Source organism: Streptomyces sp. MUM 203J, assembly GCF_022414595.1.
Lineage (GTDB): Bacteria > Actinomycetota > Actinomycetes > Streptomycetales > Streptomycetaceae > Streptomyces.
The window spans coordinates 1-21,609 of record NZ_JADWYO010000066.1 but is presented as its reverse complement, the minus strand read 5'-3'; the positions used below and the strand labels follow the sequence as shown (position 1 = coordinate 21,609).

19 protein-coding genes are annotated in these 21,609 nt (G+C 73.6%); 9 read left to right on the top strand and 10 right to left on the bottom strand.

Going from position 1 to position 21,609, the window contains the following annotated elements; translation table 11 throughout:
* Positions 1-15: 15 nt before the first annotated feature.
* A complete protein-coding gene (locus tag I3F58_RS24935) occupies positions 16-4,713 on the bottom strand; it encodes a DEAD/DEAH box helicase (protein WP_240110936.1) in 4,698 nt (1,565 codons plus the stop codon).
* A 115-nt stretch (positions 4,714-4,828) separates the two neighbouring features.
* Between I3F58_RS24935 and I3F58_RS24930 the strand changes: the two genes are divergently transcribed.
* From I3F58_RS24930 to I3F58_RS24920, 3 genes are read left to right on the top strand one after another with little or no spacing between them, the layout of a single operon-like run.
* The gene (locus I3F58_RS24930; RefSeq protein WP_240110935.1) at positions 4,829-5,692 is read left to right on the top strand and encodes an AraC family transcriptional regulator; all 864 of its coding nucleotides are present in this window, start codon (positions 4,829-4,831) and stop codon (positions 5,690-5,692) included.
* Positions 5,693-5,702: 10 nt separating this feature from the next.
* Positions 5,703-6,506 carry an AzlC family ABC transporter permease gene (locus tag I3F58_RS24925; protein ID WP_374208033.1) on the top strand — a complete coding sequence of 268 codons (804 nt, stop codon included), beginning with the start codon at positions 5,703-5,705 and terminating at the stop codon, positions 6,504-6,506.
* Complete coding sequence (locus tag I3F58_RS24920; RefSeq protein ID WP_240110934.1) at positions 6,503-6,820, top strand: AzlD domain-containing protein; 318 nt, start codon at positions 6,503-6,505, stop codon at positions 6,818-6,820. Before I3F58_RS24925 ends, I3F58_RS24920 begins: the two co-directional genes overlap by 4 nt.
* 112 nt (positions 6,821-6,932) lie before the next feature.
* On the opposite strand, the gene I3F58_RS24915 is transcribed toward I3F58_RS24920, so the two are convergent.
* The gene (locus I3F58_RS24915) at positions 6,933-7,850 is read right to left on the bottom strand and encodes a hypothetical protein (RefSeq protein ID WP_240110933.1); all 918 of its coding nucleotides are present in this window, start codon (positions 7,848-7,850) and stop codon (positions 6,933-6,935) included.
* A gap of 121 nt (positions 7,851-7,971) precedes the next feature.
* Here I3F58_RS24915 and I3F58_RS24910 point away from each other — a divergent pair, with 121 nt between their 5' ends.
* The 4 genes from I3F58_RS24910 (at position 7,972) to recX (ending at position 11,775) form a co-directional block, all read left to right on the top strand.
* Entirely contained in the window at positions 7,972-8,166 is a 195-nt protein-coding gene (locus I3F58_RS24910) for a DUF3046 domain-containing protein (RefSeq protein ID WP_240110932.1), read from the top strand.
* A 267-nt stretch (positions 8,167-8,433) separates the two neighbouring features.
* The gene (locus tag I3F58_RS24905) at positions 8,434-9,612 is read left to right on the top strand and encodes an AI-2E family transporter (RefSeq protein WP_374208034.1); all 1,179 of its coding nucleotides are present in this window, start codon (positions 8,434-8,436) and stop codon (positions 9,610-9,612) included.
* A gap of 462 nt (positions 9,613-10,074) precedes the next feature.
* Positions 10,075-11,202 carry a recombinase RecA gene (recA, locus tag I3F58_RS24900; protein WP_240110930.1) on the top strand — a complete coding sequence of 376 codons (1,128 nt, stop codon included), beginning with the start codon at positions 10,075-10,077 and terminating at the stop codon, positions 11,200-11,202.
* A gap of 3 nt (positions 11,203-11,205) precedes the next feature.
* Positions 11,206-11,775: a recombination regulator RecX gene (gene recX, locus I3F58_RS24895; protein ID WP_240110929.1), complete on the top strand. Its 570-nt coding sequence runs from the start codon at positions 11,206-11,208 to the stop codon at positions 11,773-11,775.
* Positions 11,776-12,115: 340 nt separating this feature from the next.
* On the opposite strand, the gene I3F58_RS24890 is transcribed toward recX, so the two are convergent.
* The 5 genes from I3F58_RS24890 to I3F58_RS24870 form a co-directional block, all read right to left on the bottom strand.
* Positions 12,116-13,948, bottom strand: a complete 1,833-nt coding sequence (locus I3F58_RS24890; protein ID WP_240110928.1) for an FAD-dependent monooxygenase — start codon at positions 13,946-13,948, stop codon at positions 12,116-12,118.
* A 239-nt stretch (positions 13,949-14,187) separates the two neighbouring features.
* Positions 14,188-15,102: an amino acid ABC transporter permease gene (locus I3F58_RS24885; protein WP_240110927.1), complete on the bottom strand. Its 915-nt coding sequence runs from the start codon at positions 15,100-15,102 to the stop codon at positions 14,188-14,190.
* On the bottom strand, positions 15,099-15,773 hold the full coding sequence (locus I3F58_RS24880) for an amino acid ABC transporter permease (RefSeq protein WP_240110926.1): 675 nt from the start codon (positions 15,771-15,773) through the stop codon (positions 15,099-15,101). The genes I3F58_RS24885 and I3F58_RS24880 overlap by 4 nt, the downstream gene beginning before the upstream one ends.
* 123 nt (positions 15,774-15,896) lie before the next feature.
* Positions 15,897-16,727 carry a glutamate ABC transporter substrate-binding protein gene (locus I3F58_RS24875; RefSeq protein ID WP_240110925.1) on the bottom strand — a complete coding sequence of 277 codons (831 nt, stop codon included), beginning with the start codon at positions 16,725-16,727 and terminating at the stop codon, positions 15,897-15,899.
* Positions 16,728-16,866: 139 nt separating this feature from the next.
* Positions 16,867-17,652, bottom strand: a complete 786-nt coding sequence (locus I3F58_RS24870; protein WP_275678907.1) for an amino acid ABC transporter ATP-binding protein — start codon at positions 17,650-17,652, stop codon at positions 16,867-16,869.
* Between the two features lie 267 nt (positions 17,653-17,919).
* Between I3F58_RS24870 and I3F58_RS24865 the strand changes: the two genes are divergently transcribed.
* Both I3F58_RS24865 and I3F58_RS24860 read left to right on the top strand, forming a co-directional pair.
* Positions 17,920-18,651: a response regulator transcription factor gene (locus I3F58_RS24865; RefSeq protein WP_240110924.1), complete on the top strand. Its 732-nt coding sequence runs from the start codon at positions 17,920-17,922 to the stop codon at positions 18,649-18,651.
* Between the two features lie 44 nt (positions 18,652-18,695).
* Complete coding sequence (locus I3F58_RS24860) at positions 18,696-20,159, top strand: HAMP domain-containing sensor histidine kinase (RefSeq protein WP_240110923.1); 1,464 nt, start codon at positions 18,696-18,698, stop codon at positions 20,157-20,159.
* Here the strand turns inward: I3F58_RS24860 and I3F58_RS24855 are convergent, their stop codons facing one another.
* The 3 genes from I3F58_RS24855 to I3F58_RS24845 all read right to left on the bottom strand — a co-directional run.
* Entirely contained in the window at positions 20,160-21,167 is a 1,008-nt protein-coding gene (locus I3F58_RS24855) for a TAXI family TRAP transporter solute-binding subunit (protein WP_240110922.1), read from the bottom strand.
* 85 nt (positions 21,168-21,252) lie between these two features.
* Positions 21,253-21,444: an acyl-CoA carboxylase epsilon subunit gene (locus I3F58_RS24850; RefSeq protein WP_240110921.1), complete on the bottom strand. Its 192-nt coding sequence runs from the start codon at positions 21,442-21,444 to the stop codon at positions 21,253-21,255.
* A gap of 28 nt (positions 21,445-21,472) precedes the next feature.
* Positions 21,473-21,609 (bottom strand): carboxyl transferase domain-containing protein (locus I3F58_RS24845; RefSeq protein ID WP_240110947.1); only part of this gene is annotated, 137 nt, incomplete at its 5' end.

The window sequence follows — 21,609 nt, the reverse complement described above, 5'->3', positions numbered from 1 at the left end:
GCGGGACCGGGAGGGTCAGGGACGGAGGCGGAGGCCTCTGGGGGTGGCGTGGAACCCGGCGGCCTCCAGGGGGCGGCCGAGCGGTGAGGTGAGCGCGGAGGTGCCGTTGACCCGCTCGACGGTGACCGTGCCGAGGGCACCGGCACGCGCGGCCCCGGCCAGGGCGTGTGCCGCGGCCTGGAGAACGGGGGAGTCGGGGTCGGCCGGCCAGGACAGCAGGGTCTTGCCCCCTCGCTCGACGTAGAGGATCAGTTCGCCGTCCACCAGCACCACCAGGGAGCCTGCCTTGCGGCCGGGCTTGTGGGTCGCCCCGGCCGGCGGTTCGGGCCACGGCAGGGCGGCGCCGTAGGCGTTGGCGGGGTCGGCGGCGGCCAGGACGAGCGCCTGGGGACCGTCCGTGTCACCGCCGCGTTCCCGGGCCGCGGCCGCCGCGCGCAGCCGGTCCACCGCGCCGTCCATCGCGAACTGGGCGGCACCCAGGCCTTCCACCACGTAGCCACGGCGGGCCTGGCCGCTGTCCTCGAACGCCGACAGGATCCGGTACGTCGCGGAGAAACCGCCCTCGACGCCCTCGGCCGCCACCGCGCCACGAGTGACCACGCCGTGCCGGTCCAGCAAGGTGCGGGCCAGCGCGTGGGCCCGGTGTGTGGGCTCTGGTTCCGGGGGCGGGAGCAGGGCCCAGCGGCCGGACACGGTGGGCGGGCCGGAGCGGGACGCGGGCCGTCCGGGGCCGCGGGCCGTGCCCTGCGCCGAGCCGCCGTACGCCGCGCCCAGCGCGGTCGCCGTCAGCGTGCCGTACCGGCCCCGCGGGACCTGGCGGCGGGCGCGGTGCGCGGTGGAGCCGGCCGTGCGGCCCGAGCCGAGCAGGGCGCGCAGCGGGGCCAGGGTGTCGTTGGTGAGGCGCCCGGACCAGGCCAGCTCCCACAGGGCGTCCGCGAGCTGCGGGTCCGTCACGTCCGGGTGCGTGGTGGCCCGCACCTGGTCCGCGATCTGACGGAAGAACAGGCCGTAGCCGCCGGACAGGGCGGTGAGCACCGACTCGTGCAGGGCTGTCGGCTCGAGAGGGTGCGGCGGGGGCAGCAGCAGGGGTGCCGCGTCCGCCAGATAGAGCGTGATCCAGCCGTCCTTGCCGGGCAGGGACCCGGCCCCCGCCCACAGGACCTCGCCGGTGGTGGTGAGTTCGTCGAGCAGCGCGGGGCTGTAGTCGCGGACGCGGGACGGGAGGACCAGCTTCTCCAGGGCGGACGCGGGGACGGGCGCGCCCTGGAGCTGTTCGATCGCGCGGGCCAGGCCGTCGAGGCCGCGCAGGCCTCCGCCGCCCAGGTGCTGCCACTGCGGCAGGAACGTGGCCAGCGAGGCCGGCGGGACCGGCTCCAGCTCCTGGCGCAGCGCGGCCAGGGAACGGCGCCGCAGCCGCCGCAGCACCGCCGTGTCGCACCACTCCTGGCCGATGCCGGAGGGGTGGAACTCCCCCTGCACGACGCGGCCCGCGGCGGCCAGTCGGTGCAGGGCCCCGTCGGTGACGGCCGTGCCGAGACCGAAGCGGGCGGCGGCCTCCGTGGAGGTGAACGGGCCGTGGGTGCGCGCGTAGCGGGCCAGGAGGTCGCACAGGGGGTCCTTCACCGGTTCGGTGAACGCCTCGGGGACGCCCACCGGAAGGGCCGTGCCGAGCGCGTCCCGCAGGCGGCCCGCGTCCTCGACGGCCGCCCAGTGCCCGGCCCCCGCGATCCGGACCTGAATGGCCCGGCGGGCCGCCGTCAGCTCCCGCACCCAGGCAGGATCGGCGCCCCGCTCGGCCAGCTCGGCGTCGGTGAGAGGGCCCAGCACGCGCAGCGCGTCGGCCACGGCCTCGGCGTCCTTCACCCGCCGGTCCTCGACGCGCCACTGAAGCTCCGCCTCCAGCTCGGTGAGCACGTCCGGGTCCAGCAGCTCCCGCAGCTCCGCCTGGCCCAGCAGCTCGGCCAGCAGCCGCGAGTCCAGCGACAGCGCGGCGGCCCGCCGCTCCGCGAGCGGTGAGTCACCCTCGTACAGGAACTGGGCGACGTACCCGAAGAGGAGGGAGCGGGCGAACGGGGAGGGCTCCGGGGTCGTGACCTCGACCAGCCGGACCCGGCGCGACTCGATGTCGCCCATCAGCTCTTGGAGGCCCGGCACGTCGAACACGTCTTGGAGGCACTCGCGGACCGCCTCCAGCACGATCGGGAACGAGCCGAACTCGCTGGCCACCTGCAGCAGTTGCGCGGCGCGCTGGCGCTGTTGCCACAGCGGGGTGCGCTTGCCCGGGCTGCGGCGGGGCAGCAGGAGGGCGCGCGCGGCGCACTCCCGGAACCGGGACGCGAACAGGGCCGAGCCGCCGACCTGGTCGGTGACGGTCCGGTCGATCTCGCCCTTGTCGAAGGCGACGTCGGCGGCGCCGAGCGGCGCCTGCTCGCTGTCCCACTCCAGGCCCGGCGCGGGTCCGGGCGTGCCCGGGGCGCCGTCCAGCAGGTCGAGGCCCATCAGGTCGGCGTCCGGGATGCGCAGCACGATGCCGTCGTCGGCGTGCATGACCTGTGCGTCCAGTCCGAACCGCTCCGCCAGCCGGGCGCCCAGGGCCAGCGCCCACGGGGCGTGCACCTGGGCCCCGAACGGCGAGTGCACCACCACCCGCCAGTCGCCCAGCTCGTCACGGAACCGCTCGACCAGGATCGTCCGGTCGTCCGGTACGTGCCCGCAGGCGCGGCGCTGCTCGTCCAGATACGCCAGCACGTTGTCGGCCGCCCACGCGTCCAGGCCCGCCGCCAGCAGCCGCAGCCGCGCGTCGTCCGGTGCCAGCGAACCGATCTCCCGCAGGAACGCTCCCACCGCACGCCCCAGTTCGAGCGGGCGGCCCAGCTGGTCGCCCTTCCAGAACGGGAGCCGCCCCGGCACCCCGGGCGCCGGGGAGACCAGCACCCGGTCGCGGGTGATGTCCTCGATCCGCCACGACGAGGTGCCGAGCGTGAACACGTCGCCCACGCGCGACTCGTACACCATCTCCTCGTCCAGCTCGCCCACCCGTCGACCGCCGCCGCCCTTCCCGGGTTCGGCGCCCGCCAGGAACACCCCGAACAGGCCCCGGTCCGGGATCGTGCCGCCCGAGGTGACGGCCAGCCGCTGGGCGCCGGGGCGGCCCGTGACCGCCCCGGTGACCCGGTCCCACACCACGCGTGGGCGCAGCTCCGCGAACGCGTCCGACGGATAGCGTCCCGCCAGCATGTCCAGCACCGCCGTGAACGCCGACTCCGGCAGTGACGCGAACGGCGCCGCACGCCGCACCAGCGCCAGCAGGTCGTCGAACTGCCATGTGTCCAGCGCCACCGTGGCGACGAGCTGCTGCGCCAGCACGTCCAGCGGGTTGGCGGGGACCCGCAGCGCCTCGATGGAGCCCTGCCGCATCCGCTCGGTCACCACCGCCGCCTGCACCAGGTCGCCCCGGTACTTCGGGAACACCACGCCCCGCGACACCGCCCCCACCTGGTGCCCGGCGCGGCCCACCCGCTGGAGCCCGGACGCCACCGACGGCGGTGACTCCACCTGGACGACCAGGTCGACGGCGCCCATGTCGATGCCCAGCTCCAGACTGGACGTCGCCACCACGGCGGGCAGCCGGCCCGCCTTCAGGTCCTCCTCCACCAGGGCCCGCTGCTCCTTGGACACCGAGCCGTGGTGCGCCCGCGCCAGCAGCGGCGGCGCACCCTTGGCGGCGCCCGACTGGGCCATGAGCTCGGCGGGGGGCGCCTCCTCGGGCATGGTCTCGCCCGTGGCGCGCTCGTACGCGATCTCGTTCAGCCGGTTGCACAGCCGCTCCGCCAGCCGCCGCGAGTTGGCGAACACGATCGTGGAGCGGTGCTCCTGGACGAGGTTCGCGATCCGCTCCTCCACATGCGGCCAGATCGACGGCTTCTCGCCCCCGGGGCCCTCCGCGGCGTCGGCTGCCGGTGAACCGCCCAGCTCGCCCAGGTCCTCCACCGGCACCACCACGGACAGGTCGAACTCCTTGCCCGACGGCGGCTGCACCACCTCCACCCGCCGCTGCGGCGACAGGAACCGCGCCACCTCGTCCACCGGCCGTACCGTCGCCGAGAGCCCGATCCGGCGCGCGGGGCGGGGCAGCAGCTCGTCCAGCCGTTCCAGGGACAGCGCCAGATGGGCACCCCGCTTCGTCCCGGCCACGGCGTGCACCTCGTCCAGGATCACCGTCTCCACGCCCGACAGCGCCTCGCGTGACGCGGACGTCAGCATCAGGAACAGCGACTCGGGCGTGGTGATCAGGATGTCCGGCGGCCGGGTCGCCAGCGAGCGCCGCTCGGCGGCGTGGGTGTCGCCCGAGCGGATACCGACCCGGACCTCCGGCTCCGGCAGCCCCAGCCGCACAGCCTCCTGGCGGATTCCGGTCAGCGGGCTGCGCAGGTTCCGCTCCACGTCCACCGCGAGCGCCTTCAGCGGCGACACGTACAGCACCCGGCAGCGCTTGCGCGCCTCGGCCGGCGGCGGCGTCGACGTCAGCCGGTCCAGCGCCGCCAGGAACGCGGCCAGCGTCTTGCCGGACCCGGTCGGCGCCACCACCAGGACGTCCGAGCCCGCGCCGATGGCCCGCCACGCGCCCTCCTGGGCGGCGGTGGGCGCGCTGAACGCCCCGGTGAACCAACCGCGGGTCGCGGGGGAGAAGGAGTCGAGTGCGGTCCCGGCCATGTCCCCCATCGTGCACCCCGCCACTGACAAACCCGCCGACGACCGGCCCCGCGACCGCCGTCCGGCAGATGGACGCGCAGGTCAGGCGGAATGCGGGCGGGCGCAGAATGGGGGCATGGACACTCCGCGCACGGGCGACGAGTGGGCCAGGCACTGGCAGTACCCCGGCCTCCCCGGGCTCGACCTGCTGCGGGCCCGCTACGTCCGGCACTCCTTCGCCCGCCACAGCCACGAGGGCTTCGTCCTCGGCGCCGTCCGGCGGGGCGTCGAGGACGTCGTCATGCCCGACGGGACCATCCAGGCGCACCCCGGCACCATCGTGCTCATCAACCCCGAGGTGCCGCACGCCGCGCACGCCGGGATCCCGGAAGGCTGGTCGTACGCCACGCTGTACCCGTCCCGCGAGCTGGTCGCCGGTATCGCGCGCGAGGAGACCGCGCTGCGCGGCACTCCGTCCTTCAGCGAGACGATCGTCGCGGACGAGAGCACCGCCCGGCTCGTCCGGGCCGTCCACCGCGCGGCGGAGGAGGGCAACGCGCTCGCCGCCGACAGCGTCCTGAGGGTCGTCCTCGCCCGGATGCTGCGCCGCCACGGGCAGGTCCGGCCGGCCCGCCAGCCCGTCGCCGCCGGGGCCCGGGTGGCCGCCCGCGCGCGGGAGATCCTGCTGGAGCGGATGGCCGCGCCGCCGTCCCTGGAACAGCTCGCCCGCGAGCTGGACACCGGCCCCTTCGCGCTGATGCGCGCGTTCAAGGCCGCCTACGGGATGCCGCCGCACACCTGGCTCACCGACGCGCGCGTGCGGGAGGCGCGCCGCCTCCTGGAGGCGGGGACCGCGCCCGCCCAGGCCGCCGTGACCGTCGGGTTCACCGACCAGCCGCACCTGACCCGGCACTTCGCCCGGATCGTGGGTGTTCCGCCCGGTGCGTACCAGCGGGAACGCGCAAGAACGTACAAGACCCCGCCGTCGCGGCGGCCGTAGCGTGCCCGGCGTGGGAGAACAGACAGCACCGACAGCACCGACAGCACCACCCCCGGCCGCGCAGGCCGAAGCCGTGCCGGACGCCGCACGGCCGGCCGTGCCGGACCCCGCCGGGCCGACCGGGGCCAAGCCGGACGCCGCCGTCGTCCGGGACTCGCTCGGCGTCGGCGTGGCCGTGGGCCTCTCCGGCTTCGCCTTCGGCGTGACCTCCGTCGGGGCGGGCCTCGGCCTGCTCCAGACCTGCCTGCTCAGCCTGGCCGTCTTCACCGGGGCCTCGCAGTTCGCGCTGGTCGGCGCGCTCGCCGCCGGAGGCAACCCCTTCACCGCCGCGGCGGGCGCCTTCTTCCTGGGCACCCGCAACGCGTTCTACGGGCTGCGCCTCTCGCAGCTCCTCGCCGTGCCGCGCGCGGTGCGCCCGTTCGCCGCGCACTGGGTCATCGACGAGACGACGGCCGTCTCCCTGGCGCAGCCGGACCGCCGGGCCGCCCGCATCGGTTTCGCGGTCACCGGGCTGACCCTGTACGTCCTGTGGAACCTGACCACCCTGCTCGGCGCCCTGGGGGCCGAGGCCATCGGGGACACGGACGCGTGGGGGCTGGACGCCGCCGGGCCGGCCGCGTTCCTCGCCCTGCTCGCGCCGATGCTGCGTACGGCGACCGAGCGGGCCGTGGCGCTGCTCGCCGTGGTCGTCGGGCTCGGGCTGCTGCCGGTGCTCCCGGCGGGCGTACCCGTGCTCGTCGCGGTGCTCGCGGCGCCCGCCGTGCTGTGGGCCCAGGGGCGGCGGCGCGAAGCGGGGAAGGGGGAGGCGCGATGAGTACGACGGTGGTGTGGGCGGCGATCGGGCTCACCGCGCTCGGCTGCTACCTCCTGAAACTGGCCGGGCTCCTGGTGCCCGCGCACGCCCTGGAGCGGCCCCTGGTGCGGCGGCTGGCCGGGCTGGTGCCGGTCGCGCTGCTCGCGGCGCTCATCGCTCAGCAGAGCTTCAGCGCGGGCGGGGCGCTGGTGGTGGACGCGCGGGCGGCGGGGCTCGGGGCGGCGGGGCTCGCGCTGGTGCTGCGAGCGCCGTTTCTCGTGGTGGTCGCGGTGGCGGTGGGCGTGACGGCGGGGGCGCGGGCGTTGGGCTGGTGACGGGTGGCGGACGCCGTCCGGCGCGGGCCGTCCAGGTGGCGCGCAGCCGACGGCGTCCGCCCGCAGCGGGGCCCGGCGGGCGCGGGGGAGCGCCCCGCCGCCGCGCGCCGTGTCACCCGATGGCGCGGCCGTGGGACTGCAGGGTGCACAGAGCCTCGACGGTGGCCATCGGGCGGGAATCCAGGGCCGCCGCCGGGGACCACCGGCGCCGGGTGAGGGGCCAGCCGCCGTCCTCGGACTGGCCGGCCGCGAGATGGTCCAGCGCGCGGGTCATCTCCTCGTCCGTGAACCACCGGCGGGCCAGCGAGTCCGGTACGCGTGCGTAGTCGTACGGGAAGTGGTGCTCGCCCGGCGCGTACCCGGGGGCCACCGGGTGGTCCGCGGCCTTCTCCGGCTCCAGCACGACCAGCCGCCGTTCCCGCACCAGCCTGCCCAGCCGGTCGGCGGCGGCCTCCGCGCGGGCCCGGTCCGGGACCCCGTCCAGGAAGGCGACGGCCGCCTCCACCTCGTACGGGTGCGTGGGCCGCGACGCGGAGCCGATCGCCTCCACGGCGGACCAGCAGAAGTCGGTGGCGCGGAACAGCCATGCGTGCCACACCTGGTTGCGGTGCAGCAGCCCCACCACGGGCCCGGTCGCCAGCAGGTCGCTGGGAGGGTCGTCGACGACCTTGAGGAAAGGCGCGACCGGGTAGCCGCGTACGGAGGGGTGGATCACCGGGATCGCGCCGTCCCGCGTGGACACCTGGCTCAGGTACCGGCAGACGCGTTCCGCACGCAGCCCGCCGCACCGGCCGATCGAGTCGAGGACGCGCAGCGCGTGCGCGGCGTGCAGGGGCTGGCTCACCGGGCCTCTGACATCCGGCTCCAGGGCGTGCCCGTAGCCGCCGTCCCCGTTGGCGTACGCGGTCAGCGCGACCTCCACGGCCTCTGCGTCCCCGCCCAGGAAGTGGTAGGCGAAGCGGCGCTGTTCGAGGACCCGGGCCGTCAGCCAGACGAACGGCTCGGCGCGTGCGAGGGGAGTTCCAGCCATGCTTCCCGCCATGTGGTCATTTCCAGCCGAGTGCGGACCCATGAGACGACCGTAGGCCGGAAAGAGGTCCCGGCAAGCGCCTGCGCGCAGTCCCCACCCTCAGGAGCGGGATACTGGGCGCATGCGGTTGACGATTTTCTGGGAGCACATGGCGGACCACTTCGGTGAGGTGTACGCGGAGTCCTTCGCGCGCGACCACGTGATGTCCGAGCTGGGCGGCCGGACCGTGCACCAGGCGCTCGAAGCGGGCTGGGAGGCCAAGGACGTGTGGCGGGCCGTGTGCGCGGCGGTCGGCGTGCCCGCCGACAAGCGCTGAGCCGACGGGCCGGCGGGGTGCCCGGAGCGCGCCCCGCCCGGACCCGGGCCACCGACCGGACCGGTTGTCGGCGGCGTACGGGACACTTGTGCGGTGGCCCCGACTGACGAGACCCAGAACCCGACCACCGAAGACCCGGAGACGACCCCTGGAGCGACCGGCGGGGCGTCCGGCACGACGACCGTCCCGGGCGCCCGCACGGCTCCCGGGGCAAACCCGGAGACGCCGCCCCCGCCCGCCGCGCGGCCCGCCGCACCGGCGGGCCGCATGCCGCGCTGGCTGCCGAAGGCCATGGTGCTCGGCCTCGCGCTCTACGCCTGCTTCCAGCTCGGCAGCTGGGCGTTCCACCAGCTCATCGGGCTGCTGATCAACATCCTGATCGCGTTCTTCCTGGCGCTCGCCGTCGAGCCGGCTGTCGGCCGGATGGCCGCGCGCGGCATGCGCCGGGGACTGGCCACGTTCCTCGTCTTCCTCGTCGTGCTCGTCGCCAGCGTCGGCTTCGTCGTACTCCTCGGTTCGATGCTCGCGAACCAGATCGTCGACATGGTCGAGGAGTTCCCCAAGTACATCGACTCGCTGATCAACTGGATCAACCACACCTTCAGCACCGAGCTGTCCCGGCTCGAAGTGCAGAAGGGCCTCCTGCGCTCCGACTGGCTCCGGAACTACGTCGAGAACAGTGCGAGCGGCGTCCTCGACGTCTCCGCGACCGTCCTCGGCGGGCTCTTCAGACTGCTGACGATCTTCCTGTTCTCCTTCTACTTCGCCGCCGACGGGCCCCGGCTGCGCCGCGCGCTCTGCTCGGTCCTGCCGCCCGCCCGGCAGGCCGAGGTCCTGCGCGCGTGGGAGATCGCCGTCGACAAGACCGGCGGCTACCTGTACTCGCGCGGTCTGATGGCGCTCGTCTCGGGGGTCGCGCACTACGTCCTGCTGCAGTTCCTGGACGTGCCCTACGCGCCCGCGCTCGCCGTGTGGGTCGGTCTGGTCTCCCAGTTCATCCCCACCATCGGTACGTACATGGCGGGGGCCCTGCCGATGCTGCTCGCGTTCACGGTCGATCCCTGGTACGCCCTGTGGGTGCTGGTCTTCGTCGTCGTGTACCAGCAGTTCGAGAACTACGTCCTCCAGCCCAAGCTCACCGCCAGGACCGTGGACATCCATCCGGCGGTCGCCTTCGGCTCGGTCGTCGCGGGCACCGCCCTGCTCGGGGCCGTCGGCGCGCTGATCGCGATTCCGGCGGTCGCCACGCTCCAGGCGTTCCTGGGGGCGTACGTGAAGCGGTACGACGTGACCGAGGACCCCCGGGTGCACGGCCACCGGAGGCACGGCGAGGTGATCCTGGCCCGGGTCCAGCGGGCCCTGCGCGCCAGCGCGGGGGCGGGGACGGAGGACCGTGCAGGGTCCGCCGACGCGTCCGGGGAGCGCGCCGGGGGCCCCACCCCCTGACCCCGGGCCGCGCCCTGCCCCTCGGTGCCCACCGCGACGCCCGGGTCCGACTGCCCGGCCGGCGTCCTGGGCATCATCGTCGCCGGTCGCCGGTCGCCGGTCGCCGGTCGCCGGTCGCCGGTCGCCGGCGGGGCCGGTGCCCCGGACCCGCCCGTCAGCCGTGCCGAGGGCGTCGAGCCGTACCGCCGGTTCGCATCGGCCGGGGTTCGGCGAGCGCGATCGGGGTGCACTGTCACGGGACACCGCCGGCCCGCGGGGTGCGGCGTGGCTTGCTTGACACGGAAATCGAACATCCATTCTCATTGAGGCGAAGGGCCTTGGCTCCGGGGCCTGGTTCAGGGTTACCTACGGTGACGCTCCGGAGTTGTCCACAGGTCAGAGGCACGTCGAGGCGCATTGTCAGTGGCAGGGGTTAGCGTCTTTGACGTGAAGCGATCGACTCAAGCAACCCGGGTGGAACCCATGGCAGCAAGCGACCGCGAGAAGGCGCTCGACGCCGCGCTCGCACAGATTGAACGGCAATTCGGCAAGGGCGCCGTGATGCGCATGGGCGACCGCACCCAGGAGCCCATCGAGGTCATCTCGACCGGCTCGACCGCGCTCGACGTCGCCCTCGGCGTCGGCGGCCTGCCGCGCGGGCGCGTGGTGGAGATCTACGGCCCGGAGTCGTCCGGTAAGACCACGCTGACCCTGCACGCCGTGGCCAACGCCCAGCGGGCGGGCGGCCAGGTGGCGTTCGTGGACGCCGAGCACGCCCTCGACCCCGAGTACGCCAAGAAGCTCGGCGTCGACGTCGACAACCTGATCCTGTCCCAGCCGGACAACGGCGAGCAGGCCCTGGAGATCGTCGACATGCTCGTCCGCTCCGGCGCGCTCGACCTCATCGTCATCGACTCCGTCGCCGCGCTCGTGCCGAAGGCCGAGATCGAGGGCGAGATGGGCGACTCGCACGTGGGTCTTCAGGCCCGCCTGATGAGCCAGGCCCTCCGGAAGATCACCAGCGCGCTCAACCAGTCCAAGACCACGGCGATCTTCATCAACCAGCTCCGCGAGAAGATCGGCGTGATGTTCGGCTCGCCGGAGACCACGACCGGTGGCCGTGCGCTGAAGTTCTACGCCTCGGTGCGGATCGACATCCGCCGCATCGAGACCCTCAAGGACGGCACGGAGGCGGTGGGCAACCGCACCCGCTGCAAGGTCGTCAAGAACAAGGTCGCGCCGCCCTTCAAGCAGGCCGAGTTCGACATCCTCTACGGCGAGGGCATCAGCCGCGAGGGCGGCCTGATCGACATGGGCGTGGAGCACGGCTTCATCCGCAAGGCCGGTGCCTGGTACACCTACGAGGGTGACCAGCTCGGCCAGGGCAAGGAGAACGCCCGGAACTTCCTGAAGGACAACCCCGACCTCGCCAACGAGATCGAGAAGAAGATCAAGGACAAGCTCGGTGTGGGCGTCCGCCCCGGTGCCGCTGAGGGCGAGTCCGGCTCCGACGCCGCTGCCGGCCCGGCGGGCGGCGAGCCCGCCAAGTCGGTCCCGGCGCCCGCGGCCAAGGCCACCAAGGCGACCAAGGCCGCAGCGGCAAAGGGCTGACCCGTGGCCCGGCGCACCGAATGGCCGGACGACGGCTCCGACTCGTCGAGGGCCGGGAAAGAGCCGTCGTCCCAGGATCCGGGTGAGCAGGCGCGGGCCATCTGTCTGCGCCTGCTCACCGGGATGCCGCGCACCCGCAGACAGCTCGCGGACGCGCTGCGCAAGAAGGGGATCCCCGATGAGGTCGCGGAAGACGTGCTCTCCCGCTTCGAGGACGTCGGCCTCATCGACGACGCGGCCTTCGCCGGGGCCTGGGTCGAGTCCCGGCACCGGGGCCGCGGCCTGGCCCGCCGCGCGCTGGCCCGGGAACTGCGTACCAAGGGCGTCGACTCCGCGCTGATCGACGAGGCGGTCGCGCAGCTCGACCCCTCGCAGGAGGAGGCGACCGCCCGTGCGCTGGTGGACCGCAAGCTCCGAGCCACCCGGGGGCTCGAGCGAGACCGCCGCATGCGCCGCCTGGCCGGGATGCTCGCCCGCAAGGGCTACCCGGAGGGGCTCGCCCTCCGGGTGGTCAGACAGGCCCTGGAGGAGGAGGGCGAGGACGTGGACGACCTGGAGTTCGGCTCGTTCTGATGGTGGGCCGGTCGGCGGCGAGGGTCCGGCCTCGGCGGGGCGGCCCCACAGGGCCGATCACGGACGGGGCGTGCGCGGCTGACGTGGATGAGGTCTGGGCGCCAGAGGGGGCCGTGCCCCCCGGACTGCGGGATGCAGGGGAACCGGCGGTTGGGGTTTCCAGGGATGCCGCTCGTGGGGCCGACGGCCGGGCCGGTGCGGGAGGACGGCTCGACCGTCACTGGACTGCCCGACGAGCGGCCGACGTCCGCCGCGTCCCCGGCCGGACGCGCAGAGGGTGGCCTGCGGGTGGTGGTGGACCGGCCTCGTGGTCCTGGTGCCGGACCGGTCCCGGCGTACGTCAAGGGGTGATCGCGGTCCGGGGGGCGCGAGGTTCCGTGCCTTCCGCGCTCGCGGCGCCTGCCGTGCCCGCGGTCCCGTCTGCCCGGCCCTCCGGAGCACCTGCCGTGCGGCCCGTACCCGCTGCCGGGCCGATGCCCGTGTCGGTGCCGTCATCCCTCCGGGCGCCCTGCTTCGGGGGCTGGACCCCCGGAGGCGTGACGGCGTCGGGGTCGCCGCCGCACGTCGTGCGGGCCGCCTCGTGCAGGGCGGAGGGAGCGGCGGCGGAGAGGGCGGCGGCCAGATGGCCGTCGGGGCGGACCAGGAGGACCGTGTGGGCGGCGGCTCCCGGGTACGACTCCGCCACCAGCAGTTCCCCCCGCATCGGCAGCGTCCGGACCGCCTCCGCCAGGCGCGGCATGACGCCAGCCCTGACCCAGTGCCGCCGGTCCCAGACCCCCGTGCCGGGCGCCACCAGCACCACCAGCAGGCCCCGGCCCAGCCGGTCCTGGAGCCGGCTCGCCGTGCCGTCCGGTGAGGTCACCGGAACGTCCGTGACCAGCTGGCCAGGATCCGTGCCGACCTCGGTGTGCTCCGCGTGCGAGGTGTCCGGCGCCAGCGGCGACAGCGGGTACGCGGGCGGGGCCCCCAGCGGGCCGCGCCCCAGGTGCGCGTCGGCCAGCAGTTCTTCCTGGCCGCCCAGCCCGGCCCGCAGGCAGGTGCGCAGCCCGCCCCCGCCGCGCAGCACCGGAAGTGCCTGGTCCGCCGCCCGCAGCCGGGCCGCCACGGCTGTGCGCCGCTCCGCCTGATAGCTGTCCAGCAGCACGTCGGACGGGCCCTCGTGCCAGGCCTGCGCCAGCTTCCACGCCAGGTTCCGCACGTCCCGCAGTCCCTCGTCCAGGCCCTGCGTCCCCACGGCGCCCACCAGATGCGCCGCGTCCCCGGCGAGGAACGCCCGGCCGACGCGCCAGCGCCGCGCCAACCGGTGGTGCACCGTGTACACGCCGGTGTCGAGGAGTTCGTACACCGGCGTCGTGTTCTCGCACCACCCGGAAAGGGTCTCGCGGATCCGCCACACCAGCGCGTCCGGCGTCACCAGCTCGCCGCGCGGCGGCAGCAGCCAGTCCAGCCGCCACCCCCCGTCCGGGAGCGGACGCGCCGTCACCTCGTCACCGCCGCCCCGCCACGGCGGCCGACGGTGCAGCACGCTCTCGCCGGGCCAGGGAAGTTCGGTGCGCAGCATCGCCACCGCGTGCCGCTCCACGGCCGTACGGCCAGGGAAGCGGACCTCCAGCAGCTTGCGTACCGTCGAGCGGGCCCCGTCGCAGCCCACCAGATAGCCGCCCCGCCACTCGGCGGTACGCCGTCCACGGGTGTGCGCGGTGACGCCGGCCGGGTCCTGCTCGACACGTTCGAGGCGGGTGCCGTGGACCACCTCGACCAGCTTTCCGCCCGGCAGGGAAGCGATGGCCTCGCGCAGGGCGGTGGTCAGTGCGTGCTGGGGAATGTGGAGGGGTGGGGGCGGGGCGGCGGGGTGTTCCTGGGCGGGGGAGCCGACGCCCGAGGGCTCGTCATGTTCGACCGGCGTCGCGAAGGGTTCGGTCCGTAGCAGCTGCTTGCGCCGCAACGAGCGCCACCCGGACCAGCTGGCACCCTCGTGCCGTAGGGCTTCGGCGCAGCCCAGGCCCTGCACGAACGCGGCCGTGTCCGCGCGGAGTACGGCCGTGCGGGCCGGGCGGTGTTCCTCCCGGCCCTCGCCCTCGTCCAGGACGACCGTCGGGACCTCCTGCGCCGCAAGGGCCAGCGCGAGCGACAGCCCGACCGGCCCGGCGCCGACGACGATCACCGGATCCACGGCGCGGCTCCGGGGACGAGGTCGCCTCGGACGGCCTCGGTGGCGCGTACGGCAGGGCGGTGAGCAGGGGGAACGCGAGGTGGTGCGAGGGGAGCCCGGTGAGTGATCACAGAAAGTATGCAACCCACTGCCGGTGCTTGCGTCAAGTGACCGGGCAGGGGCGCACATACGCACGCGGGAGCGATGGCCTTGACGCCACCGCTCCCGCGGGTTCAGCCCGGTCGGGGGGACCGCTCCGGTCAGCCGCTCTCGTCGGGCGCCGCTGCGACGGCACCGGCCGCCGCGCCCGGGCCGGCCTCGACCTGCGGGCTCTCGACGTCCCCGCCGCCCGCGCCTCGCCGTCCGCGCCGCAGCGCGCTCTCCAGCCGGCCGGCGAACCAGGTCAGCAGGGCGTTGACCGCGATGTAGATGAGCGCGATCACGGTGAACGCGGCGATCGTGTTGGCGCCGTAGTTCGCGGTGATGGGGCGGACCTGGAACAGCAGCTCCTCCATGCCCAGGATCGCGCCGCCGAGCGCGGTGTCCTTGACGATCACGACAAGCTGGCTGACCAGCGCCGGGAGCATCGCCGTGACCGCCTGTGGCAGCAGCACGTACGTCATGGTCTGGCCCTTGCGCATGCCGATCGCCCTGGCCGCGTCGGTCTGGCCGCGTGGCAGGGACAGAATGCCCGCCCGGACGATCTCCGCGATGACGGACGCGTTGTAGAGCACGAGGCCCGTGACGACCGCGTACAGCGGGCGTACGTCCGAGCTGATGGTGGTGAACTGTGCGAACAGCGCGCTCGCGAAGATCATCATCAGCAGGACGGGGATGGCGCGGAAGAACTCCACGACCGTCCCGACCGGGCCCCTCACCCAGGCGTGGTCGGAGAGACGGGCGATGCCCAGGAGCGCACCCAGCGGGAGGGCGATCACCAGGGCCAGTGCCGCCGCCCGCAGGGTCTCGCCGAGCCCGGGCAGCAGGTAGGTGGTCCACACCCGGGGGTCCGTGACGAACGGGCTCCACTTCGCCGCGTCCAACTGGCCCTTGTCGGCCATCACGGACAGGACCCACAGGCTCACCGCCGCCAGGGCGGCGATGAACACGGCCGTGTAGACGAGGTTCCGCCGCTGGGCCCGCGGGCCCGGAGTGTCGTACAGAACGGAGCTCATCGCTTCACCGCCACACGATTGGCCACCCAGCCGAGGAACAGGCCGGAGGGAAGGGTGAGAACGACGAACCCGAAGGCGAAGACACCGAAGACGGCGAACAGCGCCTGGGCCTCGTTCTCGATCATTTCGCTCATCAGCAGGGCGGCCTCCGCGACGCCGATGGCTGCCGCGACCGTGGTGTTCTTGGTCAGGGCGATCAGGACGTTCGCCAGCGGGGCCACCACCGAGCGGAACGCCTGTGGCAGCACGATGAGCCAGAGCACCTGGGTGAAGCTCAGCCCCAGGGCCCGGGCCGCCTCGGCCTGCCCCATCGGGACGGTGTTGATGCCGGAGCGGAGGGCCTCGCACACGAAGGTGCCGGTGTAGGCCACCAGGCCGAGAACGGCCAGCCGGAAGTCGACCTCCTCGAAGGTCCCGCCCCACAGCGTGACGCCCAGTGTCTGGTTCAGCGCGAGGGAGCAGGCCACGATGACGATGGTCAGCGGCGTGTTGCGGACCATGTTCACGTACACGGTGCCGAAGCCCCGCATCAGCGGGACGGGGCTCACGCGCATGCCCGCCAGCAGCGTTCCCCAGATCAGGGATCCCACCGCCGAGTAGAAGGTCAGCTGGACCGTCACCCAGAAGGCTCCGAGCAGGTCGTACTGCGGATTGTCTAGAAAGTCGAACACGTTGACCCGCGCTCTCCCTGGTCGGATCGTGGGGGGACGCCGTCGGCCCGGGCCGGAGCCGACGGCGTCTCACCCTGGCTGCTGGTTCTGCTCGTCCGCCGCGGTGTGGGCCGCGGCCTCAGCTCACTTCTCGGTGATCGCGGGAGCGGGCTCGGCCTTGTACTCGGCCGGGCCGAGGTTCTTCTCGACGAACCTGGCCCAGGAACCGTCCGACTGCATCTTCTCCAGCGCCGCGTTGACCTTGTTGCGCAGCTCGGTGTCGCCCTTCTTCAGGCCGATGCCGTACGGCTCGTCGCTCAGGCTCAGACCGGCCAGCTTGAACTTGCCCGTGTGCTCCTTCTGCGCCGCGTAGCCGGCCAGGATGGAGTCGTCCGTGGTGAGGGCGTCGACGGCCTTGTTCTCCAGGCCGGTCAGGCACTCGGAGTAGCCGCCGTACTGCTTCAGCTGCGCCTTGGGCGCCAGCTTCTCCTTGACGTTCTGCGCCGAGGTCGAGCCCTTGACCGAGCAGAGCTTCTTGGTGTTGAGGTCCTCGGCCTTGGCGACCGAGGTCTCGTCGGCGCGCACCAGCAGGTCCTGGTGGGCCAGGAAGTACGGGCCGGCGAAGTCGACGACCGCCTTGCGCTTCTCGTTGATCGTGTAGGTGGCGGCGACGAACTTCACGTCACCGTTCTTGATCAGGTTCTCGCGTTCGGCGCTGGGGGCCTGCTTCCACTCGATCTTGTCGGCGTCGTAGCCCAGCTCCTTCGCGATGTACGTGGCGACGTCGACGTCGAAGCCGGTGTACTTGCCGTCCGGGGTCTTCAGGCCCCACCCGGGCTGGTCGAACTTGATACCGATGGTGATCTTGTCGCTGCCGCCGTCGCCGCCGGAGCCGCTGTCGGAGCCACAGGCGGTCGCGGTGAGGGAGAGGGTCAGCACCGCGGCGAGGGCCGCACTGGTCTTGCGGAACTGCATGGTGAACATCCCTTGTGTCGTGGATCGGCCGTGGTCCGGTGTCCGGGGCCTCGGATGGGGGTGACCGGCGATGGGGGTGACCGGTGTGACGGGGGGTACTGGTGCGGCGGCGCCGCCCGGGAACGGGCGGCCCGTCGGATCAGTGGTGGAGGATCTTCGACAGGAAGTCCTTCGCGCGGTCGCTGCGCGGGTTGTTGAAGAAGTCGTTCGGGCTGGCCTCTTCGACGATGCGGCCGTCGGCCATGAAGATGACCCGGTCGGCGGCCGAGCGGGCGAAGCCCATCTCGTGGGTGACGACGACCATCGTCATGCCCTCACGTGCCAGCTGCTGCATGACCTCCAGGACCTCGTTGATCATCTCCGGGTCGAGCGCCGACGTGGGCTCGTCGAAGAGCATGACCTTCGGGTCCATCGCCAGCGCCCGCGCGATGGCGACGCGCTGCTGCTGGCCGCCGGAGAGCTGTGCCGGGTACTTGTCGGCCTGGCTGCCGACGCCCACTCGGTCCAGCAGCTGCCGCGCCTTCTGCGCCGCGGCTGCCTTGTCCGTCCTGCGGACCTTGATCTGGCCCAGCATGACGTTCTCCAGCACCGTCTTGTGGGCGAAGAGGTTGAACGACTGGAACACCATGCCGACGTCGGCCCGGAGCCTGGCCAGCTCCCTGCCCTCGTCGGGAAGCGGCTTCCCGTCGATGGTGATGGTGCCGGAGTCGATCGTCTCCAGGCGGTTGATGGTGCGGCACAGGGTGGACTTCCCGGACCCGGACGGTCCGATCACGACCACGACCTCGCCACGGGCGATGCTCAGGTCGATGTCCTGGAGCACATGCAGCGCGCCGAAGTGCTTGTTGACATCGCTCAGCACCACCAGGTCGCCGGCCGTGGCTGCGGGGTCCTCCGCGCCCTTGGTCACTGACACTCCGCTCATCGGCCTCTCGCTTCCGTCCTGCTCGGGTTGGAGAGGACACTAAGCACGCGCCGCCAGCAGCGTCATCACATCTGAGCGGAAATTGAGCATAACGATAAGGCCGCAACCGGACACTCCGTGTGAACGGGGCGACGCACCGGCGTACCGACCCCATAACGGTCTTCCTCCCATGGCCGGGCGGCACTTGACTGGGGCGGCGGTATCGGGGTTCATGCCTGAATACGACCTGGAACCGACCGGAACGCGTGATCCGCCTGGAGGGGGCCCATGAGACTGCTGCTGGTGGAGGACGACGACCATGTCGCCGCGGCCCTGTCCGCCGTCCTCACCAAGCACGGCTTCGCTGTGACGCACGCCAGGAACGGTGAGGAGGCCCTCCAGGCCGTGCTGCCGTCCGGTGACGCCGGACGAGCGCCCTACGGGGTGGTGCTGCTCGACCTGGGCCTGCCCGACCAGGACGGCTACCAGGTGTGCGGCAAGCTCAGGAAGCTCACCAGCACTCCGGTGATCATGGTGACCGCGCGCAGTGACGTCCGGTCCCGCATCCACGGGCTGAACCTCGGCGCCGACGACTACGTCGTCAAGCCGTACGACACCGGCGAGCTGCTCGCCCGGATCCACGCCGTGGCCCGCCGCACCGCGTCCACGGGCGCGGACCCGGAGGACACGGGGTCGCATCCGCTGCCGGGAGGCGCCGCGGAGCCGCTGCGGCTCGGCACCGTCGAGATCGAGCTGCCGACCCGCCGGGTCAGCGTGGCCGGGGCGGCCGTCCAGCTCACCCGGAAGGAGTTCGACCTGCTGGCGCTGCTCGCCCAGCGGCCGGGAGTCGTGTTCCGCCGCGAGCAGATCATCAGCGAGGTGTGGCGGACCAGTTGGGAGGGGACCGGCCGTACCCTGGAGGTCCATGTCGCGTCGCTGCGTGCGAAGCTGAGGATGCCCACGCTCATCGAGACCGTCCGCGGCGTGGGCTATCGCCTGGTCGCCCCGGCCTCCTCGTAGCGCGGGGCGTCAGCGGACCCGACAACGGAACGGCCGGCGAACCCGTGCGTACGCGTCTTCTCCCGCTGCTCATCGTCCTCATGGCCGGTGTGCTGCTCGCCCTCGGCTTCCCGCTCGCGGCCAGCCTCGCCGCCGCCCACCAGCAGGCCGTCGTCGTCGACCGGATCGACGACACCGCGCGGTTCGCGGCCATCGCCCAGAACGTGACCGAGACCGGCTCCGTGTTCAAGAAGCTCCCCGGTGGCGAGAGCGGCTCCGGCGTCGACGAGCGCCGGGCCACCCTGGAGAGCGAACTCGCCCGGTACCACGAGGTGTACGGCATCGAGGCCGGTGTCTTCCACCGCGACGGTACGGTCATGGCCGCCGCGCCCGGCGGGTGGCGCATACCGGAGCAGGGCGAGGTGCGGCGCGCCTTCGGGGAGGCCCTGCTGGGGCGCCGCTTCCACGACCCGCCGCAGGTGTGGCCCTGGCAGCCGGGCGCCCGGCTGGCGGTGGCCTCCCCGGTCGTCCGGGACGGGGACGTCGTCGCCGTCGTCGTGACCGACTCCCCCACCGGGCAGCTGCGCTCCCGCATCCTGAGCGGCTGGCTGCTGCTCGCCGCGGGAGAGGCCGCGGCCATGCTGCTCGCCGTCGGTGCCGCGTTCCGGCTCACCGGCTGGGTGCTCAAGCCCGTGCGGGTCCTGGACGCGGCCACCCACGACATCGCCACCGGGCGGCTCAACTCCCGCGTCGCCCCGGCCGGCGGGCCGCCGGAACTGCGGCGGCTGGCCAGGTCGTTCAACGAGATGGCCGACCATGTCGAGGACGTGCTGGAGCAGCAGCGCGCCTTCGTCGCGGACGCCTCGCACCAGCTGCGCAATCCGCTCGCCGCGCTGCTGCTGCGGATCGAACTCCTGGCGCTGGAGCTGCCGGAGGGCAACGAGGAGATCGCGTCCGTGCGGACCGAGGGCAAGCGGCTGGCCACGGTGCTGGACGATCTGCTGGACCTGGCGCTGGCCGAACACGCCGCCGCGGACCTGCGGCTGGTCGACATCGGGGAGCTGGCCGCCGAACGGGTCGCCGCCTGGCGACCGCTGGCCGAGGAGAAGGGTGTCCGGCTGACCGGATCCGGACCCGCCGCGGTGACCGCCTGGGCCGATCCGGTGGCGCTGTCCAGCGCGCTGGACGCGGTGATCGACAACGCGCTGAAGTTCACCCCGGAGGGGGAGGAGGTGACCGTCGACGTCGCCGCGCGGGGGGACACCTCGACGATCGTCGTGGCGGACCGCGGGCCCGGCCTCACCGACGGGGAACTGGAACGGGTCGGTGACCGCTTCTGGCGCAGCGGCCGTCACCAGAACGTCAAGGGCTCCGGCCTGGGACTGTCCATCTGCCAGGCCCTGCTCGCGGCGGGCGGCGGCTCCCTGGGGTACGCGCACAACGAGCCCGGCGGGCTGCGGGTCACGGTGAGTGTGCCACGGGCGGCTCCTGCCGCGGATCCGGCCCCGGCAGCGCACGGGGCGGGATGATCACGGCTTGGCCGAGTAGTAGTAGCGGCGGGCGCCCTCGTGCAGCGGCAGCGGGTCGGTGTAGATGGCCGTGCGCAGGTCCACGAGCTGGGCGGGATGCACCTCGTGGCCGATCCGGTCCCGGCTCCCGATCACGGTGCGGGTGACGCCCTCGGCCAGCGCCGCGTCGGCCCGGTCGGTTGTGACCAGCAGATTCGGCACGGCGATGGTCTCCACGGGGCGGCCGTCCTGGGCGGCGGGGTAGGCGTCGGCGGGGATCGTCGCGGTACGGAAGTGGCGGCTCGGCCCGCCGTCCTGGTGCGCCGCCGCGATCACCTCCGGCTCCAGGGAGACCAGCCGGACCGGGAAGCGCTCGGAGAGCCGCAGCACCGCGCTGGTGGGCAGGCCGCCCGACCAGAAGAACGCGTCCAGCCGCCCCTTCTCCATCAGGCCCGGCATCGTGTCGATCCCGGCGGAGACGGACCGTACGTCGTCCTGCGGGTCCAGCCCGGCGGCCCGCAGCAGCCGGTCGGCCAGCAGCCGCACCCCCGAGCCGTCCTGGCCGACCCCGACCCGCAGCCCGCGGAGCTGGCGGGCCGACGTGACGGATGAGCCCTTCGGCACGACGAGCTGGACGTAGTCGTCGTACAGGCGGGTGCAGCCGCGCAGCCGGTCGGCGCCGGGGCGGCGCTCCTCTATGTACGTGGCGACGGCGTCGGCCGTGGCGATCGTGAAGTCCGCCTCGCCGGACGACAGCCGGGCCAGGTTCTGCTGGGAGCCCTCGCTGTCGTGGAGCGTGGTCGAGACGTCGGGCAGATTCCGGGCCAGGGCGTCCTTGAGGAGCTGCCCGTACCGCTCGTACACACCCGACCGTACGCCGGTGCTGAAGTCGATCTCGCCGTGCGGCTGCCCGGCGCCCGGCGGCAGCAGCCACCACGCCAGCAGCGCGAGGCCCGCCAGCAGCGCGGCCGACGCCTGGACGGCGGGGCGGCGGGCCAGGCGGGCGAGGGGGCGCGGGGCGGCGGGCATGGGCGCGATCCTGCCAGTCGGCGGGGCTCGGGGGAAGCCGTGGCGGGTTTCTCGGGGGGCGTCACCCCCGAACCGCCGCCCGTCCTCAGGCGGTGGCCGGGCCGGAGAACGTGCCCCGCCAGCTGTGTGGGGGGTCGTAGCTGTCGGCGGGCCAGGGAGTGCGGACCGCCGGTGCCCGCGGCGGAACCCGCGGCGTGCGGACGAGGAGGACGGTCAGGGCGGCCAGTTCCTCGGGGGTCGCCCGGCCCTTCTCGATGCGGATGTCGGCTGGGTTCATCGTGGCGTGCCTCTCGTCTCGTGGGCGGTCACTGCGGGGGATTGCCGTGCTTGCGGGACGGGCGGTCGGCGTGCTTGGTACGGAGCATCGCGAGGGACGTGATGAGCACCTCGCGGGTCTCGGCGGGGTCGATGACGTCGTCGACGAGGCCGCGTTCGGCGGCGT